16 protein-coding genes are annotated in these 19,091 nt (G+C 73.0%); 10 read left to right on the top strand and 6 right to left on the bottom strand.

Annotated features, from left to right (window positions below; translation table 11 throughout):
- Positions 1–9: 9 nt before the first annotated feature.
- Positions 10–1,713 (bottom strand): hypothetical protein, encoded by a 1,704-nt coding sequence (locus tag ACIQMR_RS07935; RefSeq protein ID WP_401384206.1) that lies wholly within the window; start codon positions 1,711–1,713, stop codon positions 10–12.
- 46 nt (positions 1,714–1,759) lie between these two features.
- A complete protein-coding gene (locus ACIQMR_RS07930; protein WP_266375929.1) occupies positions 1,760–1,954 on the bottom strand; it encodes a hypothetical protein in 195 nt (64 codons plus the stop codon).
- A 312-nt stretch (positions 1,955–2,266) separates the two neighbouring features.
- Between ACIQMR_RS07930 and ACIQMR_RS07925 the strand changes: the two genes are divergently transcribed.
- The 6 genes from ACIQMR_RS07925 (at position 2,267) to ACIQMR_RS07900 (ending at position 11,561) form a co-directional block, all read left to right on the top strand.
- Positions 2,267–2,659 carry an ankyrin repeat domain-containing protein gene (locus tag ACIQMR_RS07925; RefSeq protein WP_401384204.1) on the top strand — a complete coding sequence of 131 codons (393 nt, stop codon included), beginning with the start codon at positions 2,267–2,269 and terminating at the stop codon, positions 2,657–2,659.
- A gap of 219 nt (positions 2,660–2,878) precedes the next feature.
- Positions 2,879–4,297: a HEAT repeat domain-containing protein gene (locus ACIQMR_RS07920; protein WP_401384203.1), complete on the top strand. Its 1,419-nt coding sequence runs from the start codon at positions 2,879–2,881 to the stop codon at positions 4,295–4,297.
- Between the two features lie 271 nt (positions 4,298–4,568).
- Complete coding sequence (locus ACIQMR_RS07915; RefSeq protein ID WP_401384200.1) at positions 4,569–5,684, top strand: glycosyltransferase family 4 protein; 1,116 nt, start codon at positions 4,569–4,571, stop codon at positions 5,682–5,684.
- Positions 5,681–6,862 (top strand): glycosyltransferase, encoded by a 1,182-nt coding sequence (locus ACIQMR_RS07910; RefSeq protein ID WP_401384198.1) that lies wholly within the window; start codon positions 5,681–5,683, stop codon positions 6,860–6,862. Before ACIQMR_RS07915 ends, ACIQMR_RS07910 begins: the two co-directional genes overlap by 4 nt.
- Complete coding sequence (locus tag ACIQMR_RS07905) at positions 6,859–7,935, top strand: SGNH/GDSL hydrolase family protein (protein WP_401384196.1); 1,077 nt, start codon at positions 6,859–6,861, stop codon at positions 7,933–7,935. Before ACIQMR_RS07910 ends, ACIQMR_RS07905 begins: the two co-directional genes overlap by 4 nt.
- Positions 7,932–11,561 (top strand): hydantoinase B/oxoprolinase family protein, encoded by a 3,630-nt coding sequence (locus ACIQMR_RS07900; protein ID WP_401384193.1) that lies wholly within the window; start codon positions 7,932–7,934, stop codon positions 11,559–11,561. Before ACIQMR_RS07905 ends, ACIQMR_RS07900 begins: the two co-directional genes overlap by 4 nt.
- A 79-nt stretch (positions 11,562–11,640) precedes the next feature.
- On the opposite strand, the gene ACIQMR_RS07895 is transcribed toward ACIQMR_RS07900, so the two are convergent.
- The 4 genes from ACIQMR_RS07895 to ACIQMR_RS07880 are packed head-to-tail and all read right to left on the bottom strand — an operon-like array spanning position 11,641 to position 15,180.
- On the bottom strand, positions 11,641–12,504 hold the full coding sequence (locus tag ACIQMR_RS07895) for a biotin-dependent carboxyltransferase family protein (RefSeq protein ID WP_401384191.1): 864 nt from the start codon (positions 12,502–12,504) through the stop codon (positions 11,641–11,643).
- Complete coding sequence (locus tag ACIQMR_RS07890) at positions 12,501–13,127, bottom strand: allophanate hydrolase subunit 1 (RefSeq protein WP_401384188.1); 627 nt, start codon at positions 13,125–13,127, stop codon at positions 12,501–12,503. The genes ACIQMR_RS07895 and ACIQMR_RS07890 overlap by 4 nt, the downstream gene beginning before the upstream one ends.
- Positions 13,124–13,888: a LamB/YcsF family protein gene (locus ACIQMR_RS07885; protein WP_401384185.1), complete on the bottom strand. Its 765-nt coding sequence runs from the start codon at positions 13,886–13,888 to the stop codon at positions 13,124–13,126. Before ACIQMR_RS07885 ends, ACIQMR_RS07890 begins: the two co-directional genes overlap by 4 nt.
- 14 nt (positions 13,889–13,902) lie before the next feature.
- Positions 13,903–15,180 carry an MFS transporter gene (locus ACIQMR_RS07880; RefSeq protein WP_401384182.1) on the bottom strand — a complete coding sequence of 426 codons (1,278 nt, stop codon included), beginning with the start codon at positions 15,178–15,180 and terminating at the stop codon, positions 13,903–13,905.
- A 213-nt stretch (positions 15,181–15,393) separates the two neighbouring features.
- Between ACIQMR_RS07880 and ACIQMR_RS07875 the strand changes: the two genes are divergently transcribed.
- The 4 genes from ACIQMR_RS07875 (at position 15,394) to ACIQMR_RS07860 (ending at position 19,017) form a co-directional block, all read left to right on the top strand.
- The gene (locus ACIQMR_RS07875; RefSeq protein ID WP_401384179.1) at positions 15,394–16,110 is read left to right on the top strand and encodes a GntR family transcriptional regulator; all 717 of its coding nucleotides are present in this window, start codon (positions 15,394–15,396) and stop codon (positions 16,108–16,110) included.
- A 92-nt stretch (positions 16,111–16,202) separates the two neighbouring features.
- Positions 16,203–17,729: a hypothetical protein gene (locus tag ACIQMR_RS07870; protein WP_266375942.1), complete on the top strand. Its 1,527-nt coding sequence runs from the start codon at positions 16,203–16,205 to the stop codon at positions 17,727–17,729.
- Positions 17,726–18,109, top strand: coding sequence for a hypothetical protein (locus ACIQMR_RS07865; protein ID WP_401384176.1), 384 nt, complete (start codon positions 17,726–17,728; stop codon positions 18,107–18,109). The genes ACIQMR_RS07870 and ACIQMR_RS07865 overlap by 4 nt, the downstream gene beginning before the upstream one ends.
- The gene (locus tag ACIQMR_RS07860; protein ID WP_401384173.1) at positions 18,106–19,017 is read left to right on the top strand and encodes a hypothetical protein; all 912 of its coding nucleotides are present in this window, start codon (positions 18,106–18,108) and stop codon (positions 19,015–19,017) included. Before ACIQMR_RS07865 ends, ACIQMR_RS07860 begins: the two co-directional genes overlap by 4 nt.
- Positions 19,018–19,091 lie beyond the last annotated feature (74 nt).

Genomic DNA, 19,091 nt, shown 5'->3' with positions numbered 1-19,091 from the left:
CGGGGCGGGTCAGCCCTCGGCCGGCACCGGCGTCGTGGCGGGCCGCGGCCGGGCGCTCGCGGCCGGTTCCGGGGCCGGCCCGGTCAGCGGCTCGGCGAGAGGCTCCATCGAGGGTTCGGGCAGGGGATCGGTGAGCGGCTCCGCCACCGGCCCGGTCCGCGGGTCTGCCGCGCGCCGCTCGTCCTCCGCTCGCTGCTCGTCCGGCGCGTTCTGCCGCTCCGGGAGCAGCTCCAGCACCGCCTGGCGATGGGCCTCGCTGGTCGCGTCGTCGTACGGGTCGGGCGTCGCCGGCACCTGGAGCCTGAGGACTCCGCCGGTTCCCATCCGGGCGTAGCCCCGCCCGGGCGGGACCTCGGACGTCGGTGTCGTGTGCGGGGGCGTGCCCAGCACGTTCTCCACCTGCGCCGGAGTGGCCGGGCCGAGCACGGCACGGGCGCGGGTGTGCGTGCGGACCGTCTCGCTCAGGAACTCCAGGCTGTCGAACTGGTCGGCCACGACCACGGTGACGTGCACGGCTCGGCCGTGCCGCAGCGGCACCTGGAGCAGTTGCTGGGGGTCGGTCCGCCCGTCGGCCGCCGCGAGGTGGCTGAACACGCTGGGCCGGTCGACGAGGACGTACAGCGGCCGTCTGGTGTCCTCGGGCGCGGGATGCCCCGCCTGCCGGGCCCGGTTCGCGGTGATGAGCCGCCGCTCCGTCTCGTGCGCCGCCCATTCCAGGCTCGCCAGCGCACCGGCCAGGCCGCATTCGACGGCGAGCACACCGGCCCGCCCGGTCAGACAGGCGTACTCGCCGGTCCCGCTGCCCTCCACGATCAGGACGTCGCCCTGGGTCAGCGCCTGAAGGGCGATCGAGCGCAGCAGCGACGTCGTACCGCTGCCGGGATGCCCCACCGCGAGCAGGTGCGGCTCCGTCGAACGGGGGCCGGTGCGCCAGACCACGGGCGGCGCGTCCCGGCTCTCCTCGCCGTCCACGACCGGAACCGTGCGCTGGACGGCGCCGGGATCGGTGAAGCCCAGGACCAGCTCGCCGGGGGCGGTGACGAAGCGCTGGGCGGCGACCGTGGTCGGGAGCGGGGACAGCACGCTCATGAGCAGCTGATTGCCTTCTTCGTCCCAGTCGAACAGGTACTCGCGCCCGCGTCCGGACTTGGCGTGCAGCAGCTGTTCGATCCGGGCGCGTGCCTCGGCCTCGCCGTCGGTGAAGTACGCCGGGTACTTCACCCGCAGCCGGGTCAGCCGCCCGCCGCTGTCGAACCGGTGGTCGCTGAACGTCTTGGCCCACTCCCCGCCGTGGGCGAAGAGCGGACTCGGATCCTCGGGGACGGAGAAGTACGGGACGAGCGCGTCGTAGAGGGCCTGCAGCCGCGTGGTCTCCGCCTCGGTCGGCCCGGTCCGCGCCGGGGTGCGTTCGCGCCCCCGCCACGCGGCCACTCCCATCAGTGTGATCAGGGCGAGCAGCGGCCCGTACGGCGCGAGCCCGACTCCCAGCACGCAGACCGCCGCCAGGAACAGCGTCGGGCCACGCCGTTCCTTGGGCGTGTCGGCCCACTTGCGCAGTCCGGCGGCGGCCAGCAACCGTAGTCCGCGGCTGATCGTGATGAGCGGGTGGAGGACGTCGGTGGCGTTGTCGGCGGCCGTCCGCGCCAGCTCTCGGGTGCGAGCGATCCGGTCGCTGCCGCTGATCGGAAGGCGGGGGAGTGGTCGCCGGGCCACGTGGTTCTCCTGCTCCTCGAGTGGTGGAAGGGGCGGTGCGGGAAGGTCAGAACTTGATCCCACCCAGGAGGCTGGCCAGGCTCGCGCCTCCCGCGGTGATGCTCGGGGCGATGGCCGTGCCCGCGAGGTAGAAGCCGAAGAGAGCCGAGATCAGTGCGTGCGACGCCTTCAATCCGTCCTTCTTGAAGAAGAGGAAGACGATGATTCCGAGCAGCACGACGCCTGAGACGGAGAGGATCATGAGGAGTTCTCCTGGTTGAGGGGACAGTCACCATGAGTTCTTCCATCCTCACAGAAGGTACCTATGTGACAAAAGCGGCATTCGGGTGAAAATTCAGTATTTTCACTGAAGTGGCGGATATCGGATCGTTGCCTTGAGCGTGTCGATCTTGGTGGCGGGTATGGACGATCTTCGCCGTGCGTGCGGCGCCGGACCCCGCTGTACGGGCGGAGCCGTGCTCGCCCACCGGGCAGTACGCTGTCGGTTCACTCGTGCGGGGCTGCCCGGCCCGTACGCCGTGCCAGGTCAACGCAGTGAGAGGCGGTCCTTCCGATGAGTGAAGTCCCGGATCCCGAGGTGGTCGAGCTGGCCTCCAAGATCTTCGATCTGGCTCGCCAGGGGGATGCCGAGGCACTCGCCGCCTACGTGGACGCCGGTGTACCGGTGAACCTCACCAACGACAGGGGCGACTCGCTCCTGATGCTCGCCGCGTACCACGGGCACGCCTCCGCGGTGACGGCCCTCCTGTCCCGCGGCGCCGAGGCGGACCGGGCCAACGACCGCGGCCAGACCCCGCTCGCGGGCGCCGTCTTCAAGGGCGAGGACGCCGTGATCCGTGCCCTGCTCGACGGCGGGGCGGATCCGGAAGCAGGAACTCCGTCCGCGGTGGATACCGCGCGGATGTTTGGGAAGGCGGACCTCCTGGAGCTGTTCGGCGCCCGGTGAACGGGTGTTGAACACCAGGTGAGACGGTCGCCGTAAATGTGGTCGCGGCGACGAAACGGCTGGGTCATCATGACGTCGGGCCCGCAAGGGGCCACCGACGAGAGGCAGTGGAAGATGGTTTACACCAAGCGGAAGACGACGGGCAGCCGATCATGTTGCCGCGTGGCCTAGGCGAACACACCCCCGGTCGCGTCGACAGCTTGATGTGAGGCACTTTCCATGTTCGAACCAGTCATAGCGCCGAGCGGTACCCTCCTCGGCCTGCTGCAGAGGGGCCGCGGTGACGGCACCCTGCACGCGCTCGCCGCCCCCCGCGCCGAAGCCCTCGCGGCCCTCAACCACTGTGTGCTGAGCGACCCCCGCCACGACTGGCAGGTCGAGAACCGCTCCCTCTACTACGCGCGCCTCTACCTCGATCTCGGCGGCGGCCTCGAAGAGATCGAGGCCCACCTCTTCGCTGCCGAGGACCACTTCGACAGCGACGACACACGGACCGGGCTCGCGCTCTCCGTGCTCGGCCACCTCGCCTCCTACGGACGCGACGACGCCCTGCTGCTGCTGCGGCGGTACGCCGCGACCGGATCCAACTGGGCCTGGGCCCTCGACGAGCTGGCCCTGCGCGACGACGACTCCGGACTGCGCTCACTCGCCGGCGCCGTCCTCGGCCGCTTCCCGGCCACCCCGGAGGGCGACGCCGAGCTGGCCGCCGCCGTACGGGACGCCTTCGAGCCGCGGCCGTGGCGCCTCTGGGCGGAGGACCGGCGGGACACGGTCGGGACCCGGGTGCGCGCCGCACAGGAACACGGATCCTTCGACCGCTGGCAGCGACAGCTCCGGCCGACCGGGCCCCGCCCCGGCTGGAGTGTCCAGGCCGTCTTCGAATGGGCCCAGCAGGGACTGGAGCGCGGCAGCGCGCTGCACGTTCCGGCGGCACGCTGTCTCGGCGCGGTCGCCGGGCCCGAGGACCGTCCGCTGATCGTCGAGGCGGCGCGCGGCGGCCCCGACGGCGCGCGCTGCGCCGCACTGCACTACCTGGCGGAGGCCCGTGACCCCGCGGTGCTCGATCTCATCGACACCGCGGCCGCCGATCCGTCCCGGACGGTCGCCGACGCCGCCGTCGCCGCGTTCGAGCGGATGTGCGGCGAAGCCGCCGTCGACCGGGCGCGCGGCTGGGTCCACCGCCCGGACGCCCTCGGCGCCTCGGCCGCCGGCGTCCTCGCCTGCCGCGGCGGCGCCCAGGACACCCAGCTGGTCCTCGGCGCGCTCCGCGAGACCGTCCGGGCCGACGGACCCGACGCTCCCCTGCTGTGGACCCTCGTCGACGGCACCGGCCGGCTCGGCATCGGCTGCGCGGCCCCCGTGCTGCGCCATGTCTACCGCGAGACCACCTCCTCCCAGTTGCGCGGCCGCGCGGCCCGCGCACTGGCCGCGACCGACCCCTCCTTCGCCACGGGCTTCGCCGTCGAATGCCTCTGGGACTGCGAGGAGACCACGAGAGAGGTCGCCGCGCTGCACGCCGAAACCGGTGACGCGCGTGTCGCCGAACGCCTGCGCCGGCTCGCCGCCGACCCGGCCGAGGAGGCCGAGGTCCAGACGGCCGTCCGCAGCCGCATAGCGCCGGACGTACCGCCGCTCTGACGCGACGGCGGGCACGCGCATCGCCCGTCCCCGCTTTCCCGGGCCCGGGTGATCGGGCCCATGATCACGCGCCACGACGGCGCGCGTGGCGCCCTCGCCGGAACTCCGTCCTGCCCTTGGCCGAAAGGCATGGCCGAAACGGGCAGGGTGGGGCATCGCGGGGCAGGTCCGGTCGGTGGACGGGGGGCGTGGCACAAACGCTCATGGGACGTTTCACGTGCGGAAAGATCCACGTTGGCCGGACCACCCCCGGCGGGACGAGAACACCCATATGCGTGTCGTCATCGTCACCGAATCCTTCCCGCCCGACGTCAATGGTGTGGCGCACTGCGCCCTGCAGACCGCCCGGCATCTCGCCGCGCGCGGTCATGACCCGCTCGTCATCGCCCCGGCCGTGGCCGGGCCCGACATCGAAGCACCCTGCCCCGTGGTGCGTGTGCCGTCGCTGCCGCTACCCGGCTATCCGCAGGTCCGTGTGGCCCTGCCCAGTCGGCGGCTGGCCGCGGCGCTCACAGCGCACCGGGCCGATGTCGTCCATCTCGCCAGCCCGTTCGTACTCGGGGTGCGCGGGATGGGGGTCGCGGCGAAACTCGGGCTGCCCGCCGTCGCCATCTACCAGACCGACCTCGCCGGATACGCCCGTACGTACATGGGCGCGGGCGAGAACACGGCGTGGCGACGCATCCGTACCGTGCACACCGCCGCCGACCGGACGCTCGCTCCCTCCACCGCCGCCGTGCGGGACCTGGAGGAGCACGGAGTCCCCCGAGTACGGCTGTGGCCGCGCGGTGTCGACACCGTACGGTTCCGGCCCGAGCTGAGGGACGAGGCACTGCGGCGCGAGCTCGCCCCGAACGGCGAGACGATCGTCGGATACGTCGGCCGGCTGGCGCCCGAGAAGTGCGTCGAACTGCTCTCGGGAGTCTGCGGACTGCCGGGGGTCAAGGTCGTGGTCGTGGGCGACGGGCCCAGCGGCACGTCGCTGCAGAGCTCCCTGCCCGGGGCCGTGTTCCTCGGCCGCCGCACCGGCGAGGACCTCGCCCGGATCTTCGCGTCCTTCGACGTGTTCGCGCACACCGGCCCGTACGAGACCTTCTGCCAGACGGTGCAGGAAGCCATGGCCAGTGGCCTGCCGGTCATCGCACCGGCCGCAGGCGGACCCCTGGACCTCGTCGACCACGGCCGCACCGGGCTGCTCGTACCGCCGCACGACGCGCGCGAGGTGCGCGACGCGGTGGCGGCGCTCGTGGCCGACCCGGCGCGCAGTCAGGCGTACGGGCAGGCCGGCCGGGCCACGGTCGAGGGCCGGACCTGGGCCGCGGTCGGCGACCTGCTGGTGGGCCACTACACCGAGGTGCTGCGCGAGCGTACGGCGGTGGCGGCATGAGCGGCTCGCGGGTCACCGACGGGACGGGCGGGCTGCGGATCGTACGGCTCGCGAACTTCGTCACGCCCGCGTCCGGCGGGCTGCGCACGGCCCTGCGCGAGCTGGGCCGCGGCTATCTGGCGGCCGGCCACGAACCGGTGCTGGTCGTCCCCGGCGACGCGGAGACCGACGAACTCACCCCGCAGGGACGGGTCATCACCATCCCCGGACCCGAGCTGCCGGGCACCGGCGGCTACCGGGTGCTCGCCGGCCGGACCCGGCTGCGGCAGCTCCTGGAGGAGCTGGCCCCGGACCGGCTGGAGGTCTCCGACCGCACCACCCTGCGGTGGACCGGGGAATGGGCACGGCGCCATCGCGTCCCCTCGGTCATGGTGTCGCACGAGACGGCCGACGGTGTGCTGCGCACCTGGGGCGTGCCCGGCGCGTTCGCCGAGCGCACCGCGGACCGGCTGAACAGGCGCAGCGCCTGGTCGTACTCGCGGATCGTCTGCACGACCGAATGGGCGGAACGGGAGTTCATCCGCATCGGGGCGGGCAACGTGGTGCGCGCGCCGCTCGGGGTCGAGCTCGAACGGTGCCGGCCGGGGCGGCGCAGCAAGGTGCTCCGCGCCCGCTACGCGGAAGGCGCCGAGGTCCTGCTGCTGCTCTGCTCGCGGCTGTCCGTGGAGAAGCGCCCGGGCATGGCGCTCGACGCGCTCGCCACGCTCCGCGCGAGCGGCGTCCGCGCGTCGCTGGTGGTCGCGGGGGAGGGACCGCTGCGCAGCGGGCTGACCCGGCGGGCCCAGGACGCCCGGCTGCCGGTGCACTTCCTCGGTCATGTCGCCGACCGTGAGGCCCTCGCGGACCTCCAGGCGGCGGCGGACATCTGCCTCGCGCCCGGGCCCGCCGAGACCTTCGGGCTCTCCGCCCTGGAGGCACTCGCCTGCGGCACCCCTGTCGTCGCCAGCGCGTCCTCGGCCCTGCCCGAGGTCATCGGCGACGCGGGCATCGCGGCGAACGACACCCCGGAGGCCTTCGCCGACGCGGTACGGGAACTCCTCGCCCGCGCCGAGGACGACCGCCGGGGCGCCGCCCGCGCCCGCGCGGAACTCTTCGGCTGGGACCGCGCGGTCGCGGCCTTCCTCGCCGCTCACGACGCCCCCGCCCGCATACCCCGCCACCCGGAGGTCGCGGCATGACCACCGACCTGAGCCCCCCGGCCCCCAGCCCCCAGACCCTCCCCGGCCCCGAGACCCTCTCCACCCTCTCGGCCGTCATCGCTCCGGAGCCCTCCGCGCCGCCCGCCCCCGTAGGTGGTGCGGGGGCGCTGGTGCCCGCGCCGGGGCCCGAAGGCAGCGACGCCACGGCGCCGCGAGTCGTCGCCACCCTGAGCGCCGAGGCGTCCGCGCCCTCGCGTCCGCCCCGCTTCGCCGCCCTCGGCGACTCGCTCACCGAGGGCGTCGGCGACCGGGTCGACGGGGCCTGGCGCGGCTGGGCCGCGCTGCTGGCCCAAGGGCTGGGCGAGCCCGGCAGACCCGCGGAGTTCCGGAACTTCGCCGTCAGCGGGGCGCTCGCACGCGACGTCCACGAGCGCCAGACGCCCGAGGTCCTCGGCTACGCCCCGGATCTCGCCTCCGTCATCGTCGGGGTGAACGACACCCTGCGGCACACGTTCGACATCCACGACCTCGCCGTCCGTCTCGACGAGGTCTGCGCCGCGCTCAGCGAAACCGGCACCCGGCTGCTGACCGCCTGCCTGCCCGACCCCGGCACGATGCTCGCCCTGCCCGGCCCGCTCGCCCGCCCCCTCGCCCGCAGGCAGCGGACCGTCAACGCCGTCGTCCACGCGCTGTCCGAGCGGTACGGCGCCGTGCACCTGCACATCGCCGACGCCGGCTGGGGCGAGGACCGCTCCATGTGGAGCGCGGACCGGCTCCACCCGGGCGAGCGCGGACACCGCATGATCGCCCGCCGCTTCCATGAGCTGCTCACCGCGGAGGGCTTCGCCCTCGGGACCGCCCCCGGCGCCGAACCCCAGCAGCCCGTGCCGAGCCGTATGGCCAAGGCCGCGTGGCTGGCCACGGCCGGCACGGCCTGGGTGGCCCGCCGGTGCACCGACCTCCTGCCGCAACTGGTCGGCCTCGCCGGTTCCGAGGTACGCCACTGGGCCCGCGGCACCAGCGCACGCCTCGACCACGTCGCCGAAAACGCGCTGCTGTCCGCGCTCGCCTCGCTGTCACTCGACCCGCCGCTTGCCAGAATGGGGGAATGAGCGGGCGCTGGGAGTTCTGGATCGACCGTGGCGGGACCTTCACCGATGTCGTCGGCAAACGCCCCGACGGTCATCTCGTCACCCGCAAACTGCTCTCCCACAACCCCGAGCACTACCCCGACGCGGCCGTCGCCGGCATCCGGCTGCTCCTCGGGCTCGGCCCCGAGGACACCGTGCCGGCGGACCGGATCGACGTCGTCAAGATGGGGACGACCGTCGCCACGAACGCCCTGCTGGAGCGCCGCGGCGACCCGACGGTCCTCGTCGTCACGGAAGGCTTCCGGGACGCGCTGCGCATCGCGTACCAGAACCGCCCCCGGCTCTTCGACCGCCACATCGTCCTCCCCGAGGCCGTGTACGACCGTGTCATCGAGGTCCCCGAGCGGATCGACGCGCACGGTGAGGTCGTCAGACCACTGGAGATCGCGCCGGTCGAGGAACAGCTGAGGGCTGCCCGCCGCGACGGTTTCGCGAGCGTCGCCGTCGTCCTCATGCACGGCTACCGCCACCCCGGCCACGAGTCGGCCGTCGCCGACGCCGCCCGCCGGCTGGGCTTCACCCAGGTGAGCTGCTCGCACGAGGTGAGCCCGCTCATCAAGCTCGTACCGCGCGGCGACACCACCGTCGTGGACGCCTACCTCTCGCCGATCCTGCGCCGCTACGTCGACGAGGTCGCCGAGGAACTCCGGTCCATCCGGCTGATGTTCATGCAGTCCAACGGCGGGCTGCGCGAAGCCGCCCACTTCCGTGGCAAGGACGCCGTGCTGTCCGGCCCGGCCGGCGGAGTGGTCGGCATGGCACGCACCTCCGAGCAGGCGGGCTTCGGCCGTGTCATCGGCTTCGACATGGGCGGCACGTCCACCGACGTCTCGCACTACGCGGGGGAGTTCGAGCGGGAACTCGGCACCCAGGTCGCGGGCGTGCGGATGCGCGCGCCGATGATGAACATCCACACCGTCGCCGCGGGAGGCGGCTCGATCCTCCACTTCGACGGCCAGCGCTACCGTGTCGGCCCCGACTCGGCGGGCGCCGTACCGGGACCGGCCTGCTACCGGCGCGGCGGCCCGCTCACCGTCACCGACGCCAATGTGATGCTCGGCCGCATCCAGCCCGCGCACTTCCCCGCGGTCTTCGGGCCGGACGGTGACCAGCCGCTCGACGCCGACGTCGTGCGGGAGGAGTTCGAGCGGCTCGCCGACGAGGTGCGCGAGGCGACGGGCACCGGGCGCAGCCCGGAGGAGGTCGCGGCGGGTTTCCTGGAGATCGCCGTCCTCAACATGGCGAACGCCGTCAAGAAGATCTCCGTGCAGCGCGGCCACGACGTCACCCGCTACGCCCTGACCTGCTTCGGCGGCGCCGGCGGCCAGCACGCGTGCGCCGTCGCCGACGCCCTCGGCATCAACACCGTCATCGTGCCGCCGCTCGCCGGGGTGCTCTCCGCGTACGGCATCGGGCTGGCCGACGCCACCGCCATGCGCGAGCAGTCCGTCGAGGCCGAGCTGAACGAGGACACCCTGCGCCGGGTGGAGAAGCTCTGCGACGACCTCGCCGCACGCACCCGCGCGGAGCTTCGCGACGACGCCGTTCCCGACGACGCGATCAGCACCCGTGCCCGCGCGCTCGTCCGTTACGCCGGAACGGACGCGGGGATGCCCGTACCGCTGGGCACGCTCGACGGGATGCGGGAGGCGTTCGCCTCGGCGCACCGCGCGCGGTACGCGTTCACCATGGACAAGCCGCTCGTCGTCGAGGCGGTGTCGGTCGAGGCGGTGGGCACGGCCGGGCCGCACGGCTCGGTCGTCGTCGAGGAGGCCGCGCGGGGCGGCGCGGGTCCCCGGGCGCGGGACACGGTCCGGATGTTCCTCGACGGCAGCCCCGCGGACACCCCGCTCCACCAGCGCAAGGACCTCTCCCCGGACGACACCGTCGAGGGACCGGCGATCATCGCCGAGGCCGATGCCACGACCGTCCTCGACGCCGGCTGGCAGGCCGCCGTCGGTGAGGGCGGACATCTGCTGCTCACGCGCGTCCGGCCGCGGCCCGCCCGTACCGCCGTGGGCACGGACGTCGACCCCGTGCTGCTGGAGGTCTTCAACAACCTCTTCATGGCGATCGCCGAGCAGATGGGCGTGCGCCTGGAGAACACCGCCCACTCCGTCAACATCAAGGAACGGCTCGACTTCTCCTGTGCCCTCTTCGACGCCGAGGGCAATCTCATCGCCAACGCCCCCCACATCCCGGTGCATCTGGGATCGATGGGTGAGTCCATCAAGGAAGTTCTGCGGCGCAACGCCGGTGAGCTGCGACCGGGCGATGTGTACGCCATCAACGACCCGTATCACGGCGGCACACATCTGCCCGATGTCACCGTCGTCACCCCCGTCTTCGGCGAGGACGGGCACGAGCTGCGCTTTCTCGTGGCCTCGCGAGGCCACCACGCCGAGATCGGCGGCATCACTCCCGGCTCGATGCCCGCGTTCAGCCGCACCATCGACGAGGAAGGCGTGCTCTTCGACAACTGGCTGCTCGTACGCGACGGACGGCTGCGCGAGGCCGAGACGCGCGAGCTGCTCACCGGCGCGCCCCATCCGTCCCGCGACCCGGACACCAACCTCGCCGACCTCAGGGCCCAGATCGCCGCCAACGAGAAGGGCATCAGCGAACTCGGCCGCATGGTCGAGGAGTTCGGCCTCGACGTCGTCCAGGCCTACATGGGACACGTACGCGACAACGCGGAGGAGTCCGTGCGCCGCATCGTGGCCGGGCTCCACGACGGCTCCTGCCGGTACGAGACCGACGGCGGCGCGGTCATCGAGGTCGCTGTGACCGTGGACCGGGAGGCGCGCAGCGCCGTCCTCGACTTCACCGGAACCTCCGAGCAGCAGCCCGGCAACGCCAACGCGCCGAAGTCGGTGGTGATGGCGGCCGTGCTGTACGTCTTCCGGACCCTGGTCGCCGACGACATCCCCCTCAACAGCGGCTGTCTGGAACCGCTGGAGGTACGGGTGCCGGAAGGGTCGATGCTCGCGCCGGCCTACCCCGCGGCGACGGTGGCGGGCAACGTCGAGACCTCTCAGTCCGTCACCGGCGCGCTGTACGCGGCGCTCGGGGTGCAGGCGGAGGGCTCGGGGACGATGAACAACGTCACCTTCGGCAACGACCGTGTGCAGTACTACGAAACGGTGGCGAGCGGCTCCGGCGCTGGCGACGGCTTCGACGGCGCCGACGCCGTGCAGACCCATATGACCAACTCCCGGCTGACCGACCCGGAGGTGCTGGAGTGGCGCTTTCCCGTGCGGGTCGACGCCTTCGCGGTACGCGACGACGGCGGGGGTGCGGGACGGTGGCGCGGCGGCCACGGAGTGGTGCGGAGGATCCGCTTCCTGGAACCGATGACCGTGGCCCTGCTGACCGGCCATCGCAGGGTGGCACCGTACGGGATGGCCGGCGGCGAGCCGGGGGCGCTGGGCGCCAACACCGTCGAGCGGGCGGACGGGACCGTCGAGAACCTGCGCGGCGTGGACTCGGTCGAGGTGGGCCCCGGAGATGTCCTGGTCGTACGAACCCCGGGCGGCGGGGGATACGGCCCGGCGCCGGGCCCCGGCGGTCCGACCGGCGGGCCGTGATCGGTGGGCCGTGATCGGCGGGCCGACCGGCGGGCCGTGATCGGTGGGAGCCCGGGCCCAGATCGGTGGGCGCCCGCGCCTACCGCACGGGTACGAACCGCACCGGCGTTCCCGGCACCGCCTGCGCCGCCGCCGCGAGGTCGGGCTCGCGCACGACGGCGACCACCGGATAGCCACCGGTCGTCGGGTGATCGGCGAGGAACACCACGGGCCTGCCGTCCGGCGGGACCTGGACCGCACCCAGCACCATGCCCTCGCTGGGCAGTTCGGCCCGGACGGCACGCTCCAGCGGCGGCCCCTCCGTGCGCAGCCCGATGCGGTTGCTCGCCGCCGACACCCGGTACGCACCGGTGCTCAGCGTCCGCAGGGCCGTGTCCGTGAACCAGTCGTCGCGTGGGCCGAGCCGAACCCGCAGCACCAGCTCGGCCGGCGGCCCGGGCCACGGCGTGCCGTCGATGCGCCCGGCCGGACCGGCCGGCGGGCCCAGCGCGAGCACCACGCCGTCGGCCAGCGGCGGCGGTCCGAGCCCGGACAGCAGATCCGTCGACCGGCTGCCCAGCACCGGATCGGCCGCGACGCCCCCGGCGAACGCCACATAGCTCCGTACGCCGCGCACCGCGCCGCCCACCTCCAGCAGCTGCCCGGCTCCGACCAGTACCGGCGCGCCCCAGGCCACCGGGCGGCCCTCCACCCGCACCGGGCACGGTGCCCCGCCGACCGCCACGGTCACGGCACTTCGTGGCCGCACCGCGCACCCGGTGAGCGTGGTCTCCAGCACCGCCGCGTCCCGGAGGTTGCCGACGAGCCGGTTGACCAGGCGCAGCGCAGCCGGATCGAGCGCACCGGAGCGCGGTACGCCGAGGTGCGCGTACCCGGGCCGGCCCAGGTCCTGCACGGTCGTCAGCGCCCCTGCCCGCACCACCGCGAGGGCACGGTCGGTCATCGGCCGTCCTCCGCCCCGGGCACGAAGCGCACCCGCGCACCGGGGATCAACAGCGCGGCGGGCTCCCGCGCGTCGTCCCACAGAACCGTGTCCGTCGTCCCGATCAGCTGCCATCCGCCGGGGGAGGAGCGGGGGTACACGCCCGTGTAGGGCCCGGCAAGCGCCACCGCTCCCGCGGGTACGGATGTCCTCGGCGTCGCCCGGCGAGACACCGCGAAGCGTTCGTCGAGCCCGGTGAGATAGCCGAAACCGGGTGCGAACCCGCAGAAGGCGACATGGAATTCGGCGGACGAGTGGATCGCGGCGACCTCCTGAACCGCCACTCCCCACAGGGCCGCGACGTCCGCGAGGTCCGGTCCGTCGTACCGCACGGGTATCTCGATCACGTCCCGGGTGCCGGCGGTGAGGGGCGGGACGATCCAGTGGGGCAGCTCGGCGGCAAGCCGGCCCGGCTCCTCGACGCCGTCGAGGAGGACGGTCCGTGCCGCCGGCACGATCTCGCCGACCGGGGGGAGCGTGCCGGCGGCACGGCGGCGCAACAGCTCGGCGTGGAGCGACTCGGCCTCCACGCCGCTGCCCAGCTCCACCAGCAGCGCCCGGTCGCCGACGGGCAGCAGTCTCATACGAAGGCCTCCACCCGGACACCCGACTCCTCCAGCCGCGCACGCACCGTGCGGGCCAGGGCGACCGCTCCCGGGGTGTCGCCGTGGACACAGAGCGAACGTGCACGGACGCCGACCGGTCGGCCGCAGTGCGAGGTGACGACCCCGAACCTGGCCATCGACACCGACCGTTCGACGACGGCGTCCTGATCGGTCAGGACGGCACCCTCCTGCCCCCGTGGCACCAGGGTGCCGTCCGCCGTGTAGGCCCGGTCGGCGAAGGCCTCGGTGACGACGGGGAGTCCGGCCTTCTCCGCCATCGTGTGCAGCGTCGAGCCGGGCAGGCCCAGCAGCGGCAACCGCTCACCGGTGAGCATGACCCCTTCGACGACCGCCTCCGCCTGCTGCTCGTCGTGGACGACCCGGTTGTACAGCGCTCCATGCGGTTTGACGTACGAGACGCGCGTTCCGGCGGCGCGGGCGAAGACCTCCAGCGCACCGATCTGGTACGCCACTTCGGCGGCCAGTTCGTCCGGCGGGACATCCATCGAGCGTCGGCCGAAGCCCGCCAGGTCGCGGTAGGAGACCTGGGCGCCGATCCGCACCTTGTGCTCGGCCGCCAGGATGCAGACCCGCCGCATGGTGGCGGCGTCCCCGGCGTGGAAGCCGCAGGCCACATTGGCGCTGGTGACGACCGAGAGCAGGGCCTCGTCGTCGGTCAGCCGCCAGCGGCCGAACCCCTCGCCGAGGTCGGCGTTGAGATCGATCGAGGCCCAGGTCATGGTGTCGGCTCCTTTCAGACCAGCTCGCGGCCGCGGGTCTCCGGCAGCCCGAACAGCGCGATGACGGCGAGTGCGTATCCCACGGCGCCGAAGACGAGGGCGCCGCCGACTCCCCAGCTGTCGGCCAGGAACCCGACGAGGGTGGGGAAGAAGGCCCCCACCGCGCGGCCGGTGTTGTACGTGAACCCCTGGCCCGTGCCGCGAACCGCCGTCGGATACAGCTCGGAGAGGAACGAGCCGAAGCCGCTGAAGATGGCCGACATGCAGAAGCCGAGCGGGAAGCCGAGCACGAGCAGCAGCCCGTTGGCTCCCGACGGGAGGTTCGTGTACGCCAGGATGCAGGCGGCGGAGAGCACGGCGAACAGGGCGATGTTCTTCTTCCGGCCGAGCACGTCGGTGAGATAGCCGCCCGTGAGGTAGCCGATGAAGGCACCGGATATGAGGAACGCCAGATAGCCGCCGGTGCCGACGACGGTGAGGCCCCGCTCGGACTTGAGATACGTCGGCACCCATGTGGCCAGCGTGTAGTAGCCGCCCTGGACGCCGGTGGAGAGCAGGACGGCGAACAGGGTGGTGCGCGCCAGGTCCTTGCGGAAGATCGCGGAGAACGAGCCGCGCTCGCTGCTCGCCCGGCGCCGCTCCGCGGCCTCGGGCGCGTCCGTCACGTTCCGCCGGACGTACACGACGAGCAGCGCGGGCAGCGCGCCCGTCCAGAACATGACGCGCCATGCGGTGTCGCTGTCGAGGAACTGGAACACCAGGGTGTAGACGATCACGGCGAGGGCCCAGCCGGCCGCCCAGGCGCTCTGGACCGCGCCGAGGGTGCGCCCGCGGTGCTTGGCCGTGGAGTACTCGGCGACGAGGATCGCGCCGACCGCCCACTCGCCGCCGAATCCGAGGCCCTGAAGGGCGCGGAAGACCAGCAGGGTCTCGTAGTTGGGCGCGAATCCGCACAGCACGGTGAACAGCGCGTACGTGATCACCGTGATCATCAGGGCCCGGACCCGGCCTATCCGGTCGGCGAGGATCCCGGCGAGCGCTCCGCCTACGGCCGAGACGACCAGGGTGACGGTGGTGAGGAGTCCGGTCTGGCCGCTGTCCAGACTGAAGAAGGCGGCGATCGCCACCATGCTCAGCGGCAGCGTGAAGAAGTCGTAGGAGTCCAGGGCATAGCCGCCGAACGCGCCGCCGAAGGCCCGGCGGCCGCGCGGTCCGAGCGCGCGCAGCCACGCGAACGCGCCTGTGTCCTCGGGCAGTTCGCCCTGCTCGCGCTGGGTCTGGGTCGTGCTCATCGGCACCTCGCAGAGGGGGAATTGGGTGCGGCTGAGTGGGGTGCGTGGTGATGCTGAGTGATGCGCCGGTCCTGCAGAGTGACGCTCACCACACCGTAGAGGATTGTTCAACGATCCGACAAGAGTCTCGTTGCTTTGTTCTTGCTTCTACGATGGAATCCGGATGACGGCGCCGGGCCACCGGCGGTGGGGAAGAACGGAATTGAGGGCGCTGTGGAGACGACGGGGTCCGAGCTCGGTGAACTGGCTGACGACCGCCGACTGCTGGGCCGTACGAGCACGGCGGAGCGGGTCGCGGACATCCTGCGGACCCGGATCGCGGAGGGCTTCTTCCCCCCGGGGGCGAGGCTTTCGGAGGACAGCATCGGCGGTGCGCTCGGCGTCTCGCGCAACACCCTGCGCGAGGCGTTCCGGCTGCTGACCCATGAGCGGCTGCTCGTGCACCAGCTCAACCGGGGCGTGTTCGTCCGGGTCCTCACCGTCGAGGACGTCGAGGACATCTACCGCACCCGCCGGCTGGTCGAGTGCGCGGTCGTCCGCGGGCTCGGTGAGCCGCCGTTCGTGCTCGACGGGCTGCGGGCCGCGGTCGTCGGCGGTGAGCAGGCGGCGCGCGAGAAGCACTGGAAGGGCGTCTCGACGGCCAACATCCACTTCCACCGGGAACTCGTCGCCCTCGCCCGCAGCGCCCGCACCGACGAACTCATGCGGGGTGTCCTCGCCGAACTCCGTCTCGCCTTCCACGTCGTGGACGATCCTCGCGGGCTTCATGAGCCTTATCTCGTGCGAAATCGGGAGATTCTGGAAGTGCTGAAGGCGGGGAGGCGCGACGACGCGGAGCAGTTGCTCGCCGACTACCTCGACGGCTCGCGCACCCGCCTCGTCCAGATCTACGCCGGGCTCGTGCCGGAGGGGGACGCGGCCGAGCGCTGACCGGCCGGAGCTCCTCGCCCGCCCGTGCCCATGAGCGGGGGGTTTCTGCGCCGTTTCGACCGTTGTCAGTGCGAGGACCTAGTCTGTGCACCGTGACTTCGCCTGCCTCGACGGAATCCGTTCCGCCCCAGCTCAGCGCGGGGCCGCGCCCCGCTCAGGGCCCGGCCGCCGACGAAGGGCTCGCGCGGCGGCTCCGCGCGCTCGCGTGCACCGCGCCGCTGCACGACCTGGACACGCGCAAGGCGAATCTGGCGGGGGAGTACTCCATCTACGCGATGGCCGAGGTCGCCCTCGCCGCCATCGATCTCGTCACGCTCAACATGGACTTCGACACCGGCGCCGACCACGAGCAGATAGTGGCCAGACTGCTTCCCAGGGTCGCGGCGCAGGCCCCTCGGCGCCCCGTCGCCGAGCACGAGCGCGTCGCACGCTGGGTGCTGGAGAACCTGATCAACGTCGGCAGCGTGGACCGCGGCTTCCGTGCGGTTTACGGCACTTTCGGTCCTGACGGCGTGTATGTCCGCCGGGACTACGACTTCAAGCTCATCGAGGAGGTCCCGGGCTACGGCGGCAGTGTCTATCTCCGCACGACCGACGAAGCGGTCAACGTCCTCGTCGGAGCCCTCGACACGGACGTCACCAGCGCGCAGATCGCGGCGGAGGTGAAGCTGGAGGTCCTCATCAACCGCGGCCGGCTCGCCGACGCCCAGCTCGCCGCCGAGCAGGCGCGTTACCGGACCGTGCAGTACGCGGAGACGCTCCGCAGGACCCTCGAGGCCACCCGGCGCAATGTGCGCGCCGTCGACTGGCTCAGTGCCGTGCCCGACATGATCGCCGAGGCGCTCGACCACGTCGCCGACCGCTACCGCCACGAGAACGCGATCCTGACCAACATCCGCAAGGCGCGTGACGAGGCCGAGGACCACGAGCACAAGCGCCGCGCCGCCGAGCTCGTCGACATAGTCAAGGACTGCATCCGCCGCCACACCCAGCTCCAGTCCCGGCTGCTGGAGGCCGGGCCGCTCTTCCGCGCCGAGCAGGACCGCCAGGCCTTCGCCGCACCCGCCGCCCGCTCCGGGATCGATCTGTACGGCCACCTCGTCGCGCCGCTGCTTCCCCTGCCCGTCGGCCAGGCCATCCGCGTCACCGACGCGTTCTTCGCCCGCGGCACAGGACTGCGTACGCCGGCCTCGGTCCGTGTCACCGACCTGGTCGACATGCTCCTCAGCCCACCGGTGGAGCGTGAGCACCTGGGTGCCGAGATGCCCGAGCCCGACCTCATCGCGACCCCGGACGACAGCCGCTTCAGCGAGGAGCAGCTGGCGAGTGCCATGGAGCTGCTCGATCTGGAGCATGACGCCCCGCGCCGGCTCTCCGGGCTCCTCGCCGAGGCGCGCCGCCGCGATCCGGACCTGCCGTATCTCGTCGCTCTCCTCGCCGTCCACGCGGCGAGCCCTCCGGTCGGCACGGCCTACCGGCAGGGCGAGCAGCGCCTGCTCTTCGCCGTCGACGACGGCACCGAGCTGGACGACCCCGAGTTCGGCGGCGCCGACCTGATCGTGGGCACGGCCCTGCTGGACGCGGCGGGCATGGCGGCGGACCGGACGGAGGCGGCGTGAGCACGCGCCGGGCCAGCGGCGCCGCCCACTGCCGCCCCGCCACGACGCACCGGCACACCCGGCGGATCGTCCTCGCCCTCCGGGCCCCGGGCCGGCCGACGCGAGCGGCCTCCGGCAGCGGGCCGTTCCGCGCGTCCGTGACCGCCCCCGCGGCCGACGGCACGCCAGGACAGGGCTCGGCCGTGACCCGTCCCCGTGGGGGCTCGCGCGCCCAGGAGCCCAGCCGCGCGGCGACAGCGTCCCCCGGCCGCACACCCGAACTCGACCCTGCAGACGTCCTCGACGCCGCAGCCGTACTCGACGCCGAACCCGCACCCGTCCTCGACGCCGAACCCGCACCCGTACGCGCAGAGAAACACCGCAAGGAGCCGCAGCCGTGAGCGACCAGCACGCAGAGCACGCCGGGGCGTGGAGCGAGCCGGGCACGCCGCAGGGGCCGCCGGCCGGGCCGATGTCCGCGTCCGGCGCCATCACTCCCGCGGACGCGGCCGACGCCGCACGGCTCGTCTCCTTCGGGCTGCAGCCCAAGCTGATGCCCGCGCGCGACGCGGAGTACGCCGAGTTGCTGCGGCGCTACCGCGAGGAGTCCGCCTTCGCGCGGCTCGCCGACGCCGTCGCCACCGGCCTCGGCCTCGTGGTGCTCGAGGTGTCGCCGCGCGCGGGCATGGCCGTCACCGCCGGCGAGGACTCGGTCTTCGCGGTCCGCATGGGCGACTACGCGCGCCGTGCCTCCGCCGACTCGGCCGACCGCTTCCTGCACGGCCTCGCCCATCTCGCCGTCGCCGCCATGGCGTTCCCCCGACCCGAGGACCTCGCCGACGACGGCTACATCGGCCGGATCACGGTCAACGGAGTCGACGCATTCGTCCGCCAGGCCTGTACACGCCTGGAGGAGCGCGCCGAGGAGCAGGGGGAGAACACCGACCCGGCCTCCGACGCGCCCGGACTGGAGGCCGCCTGGCGGATCTACGCACGCCGCAGCGCCACCGGTGCCACGAAGGACGCCCGCCGCCTCGCGGGCTCCACCACCGGCATCGTCGGCAAGGCCGTCGCCTTCCTCACCGACTCCGGCTTCCTGCAGCGCACCGGCGACGACGCGGGCGGTGCGTACCGGACCACCGCGCGCTACCAGCTGCAGGTCCGGGACATGGCCGGCAGCGTGGCCATGGCCGAGCTCCTGGAACTCGGCGTCGTCCCCGTCACCGACGGCACCGCCACGCTCGTGGCGGCTCCCGACGCCGACGACCTCGACCTGGCCGCAGACGCCGGCCTGCCCTTCCACGCCTGACCCGCCGGCCCCCGCCCGAACCCGGCACCACCTGCCGGTCCCCGCTTGACCCTGCTGAGAACGACGAGAGTCCG

The organism is Streptomyces sp. NPDC091376 (assembly GCF_044757085.1).
Taxonomy (GTDB): Bacteria; Actinomycetota; Actinomycetes; order Streptomycetales; family Streptomycetaceae; genus Streptomyces; species Streptomyces pratisoli.
The sequence above is the reverse complement of the archived record's forward strand: the minus strand, read 5'-3'. Positions and strand labels throughout refer to the sequence as shown.

Bases quoted from the DNA above. Each gene is read 5' to 3' on its own strand.
- ACIQMR_RS07910 (WP_401384198.1), top strand. From the start codon at position 5,681: ATGAGCGGCTCGCGGGTCACCGACGGGACGGGCGGGCTGCGGATCGTA.
- ACIQMR_RS07890 (WP_401384188.1), bottom strand. From the start codon at position 13,127: ATGAGACTGCTGCCCGTCGGCGACCGGGCGCTGCTGGTGGAGCTGGGC.
- ACIQMR_RS07885 (WP_401384185.1), bottom strand. From the start codon at position 13,888: ATGACCTGGGCCTCGATCGATCTCAACGCCGACCTCGGCGAGGGGTTC.
- ACIQMR_RS07915 (WP_401384200.1), top strand. From the start codon at position 4,569: ATGCGTGTCGTCATCGTCACCGAATCCTTCCCGCCCGACGTCAATGGT.
- ACIQMR_RS07895 (WP_401384191.1), bottom strand. From the start codon at position 12,504: ATGACCGACCGTGCCCTCGCGGTGGTGCGGGCAGGGGCGCTGACGACC.
- ACIQMR_RS07920 (WP_401384203.1), top strand. From the start codon at position 2,879: ATGTTCGAACCAGTCATAGCGCCGAGCGGTACCCTCCTCGGCCTGCTG.
- ACIQMR_RS07880 (WP_401384182.1), bottom strand. From the start codon at position 15,180: ATGAGCACGACCCAGACCCAGCGCGAGCAGGGCGAACTGCCCGAGGAC.
- ACIQMR_RS07905 (WP_401384196.1), top strand. From the start codon at position 6,859: ATGACCACCGACCTGAGCCCCCCGGCCCCCAGCCCCCAGACCCTCCCC.
- ACIQMR_RS07925 (WP_401384204.1), top strand. From the start codon at position 2,267: ATGAGTGAAGTCCCGGATCCCGAGGTGGTCGAGCTGGCCTCCAAGATC.
- ACIQMR_RS07900 (WP_401384193.1), top strand. From the start codon at position 7,932: ATGAGCGGGCGCTGGGAGTTCTGGATCGACCGTGGCGGGACCTTCACC.
- ACIQMR_RS07930 (WP_266375929.1), bottom strand. From the start codon at position 1,954: ATGATCCTCTCCGTCTCAGGCGTCGTGCTGCTCGGAATCATCGTCTTC.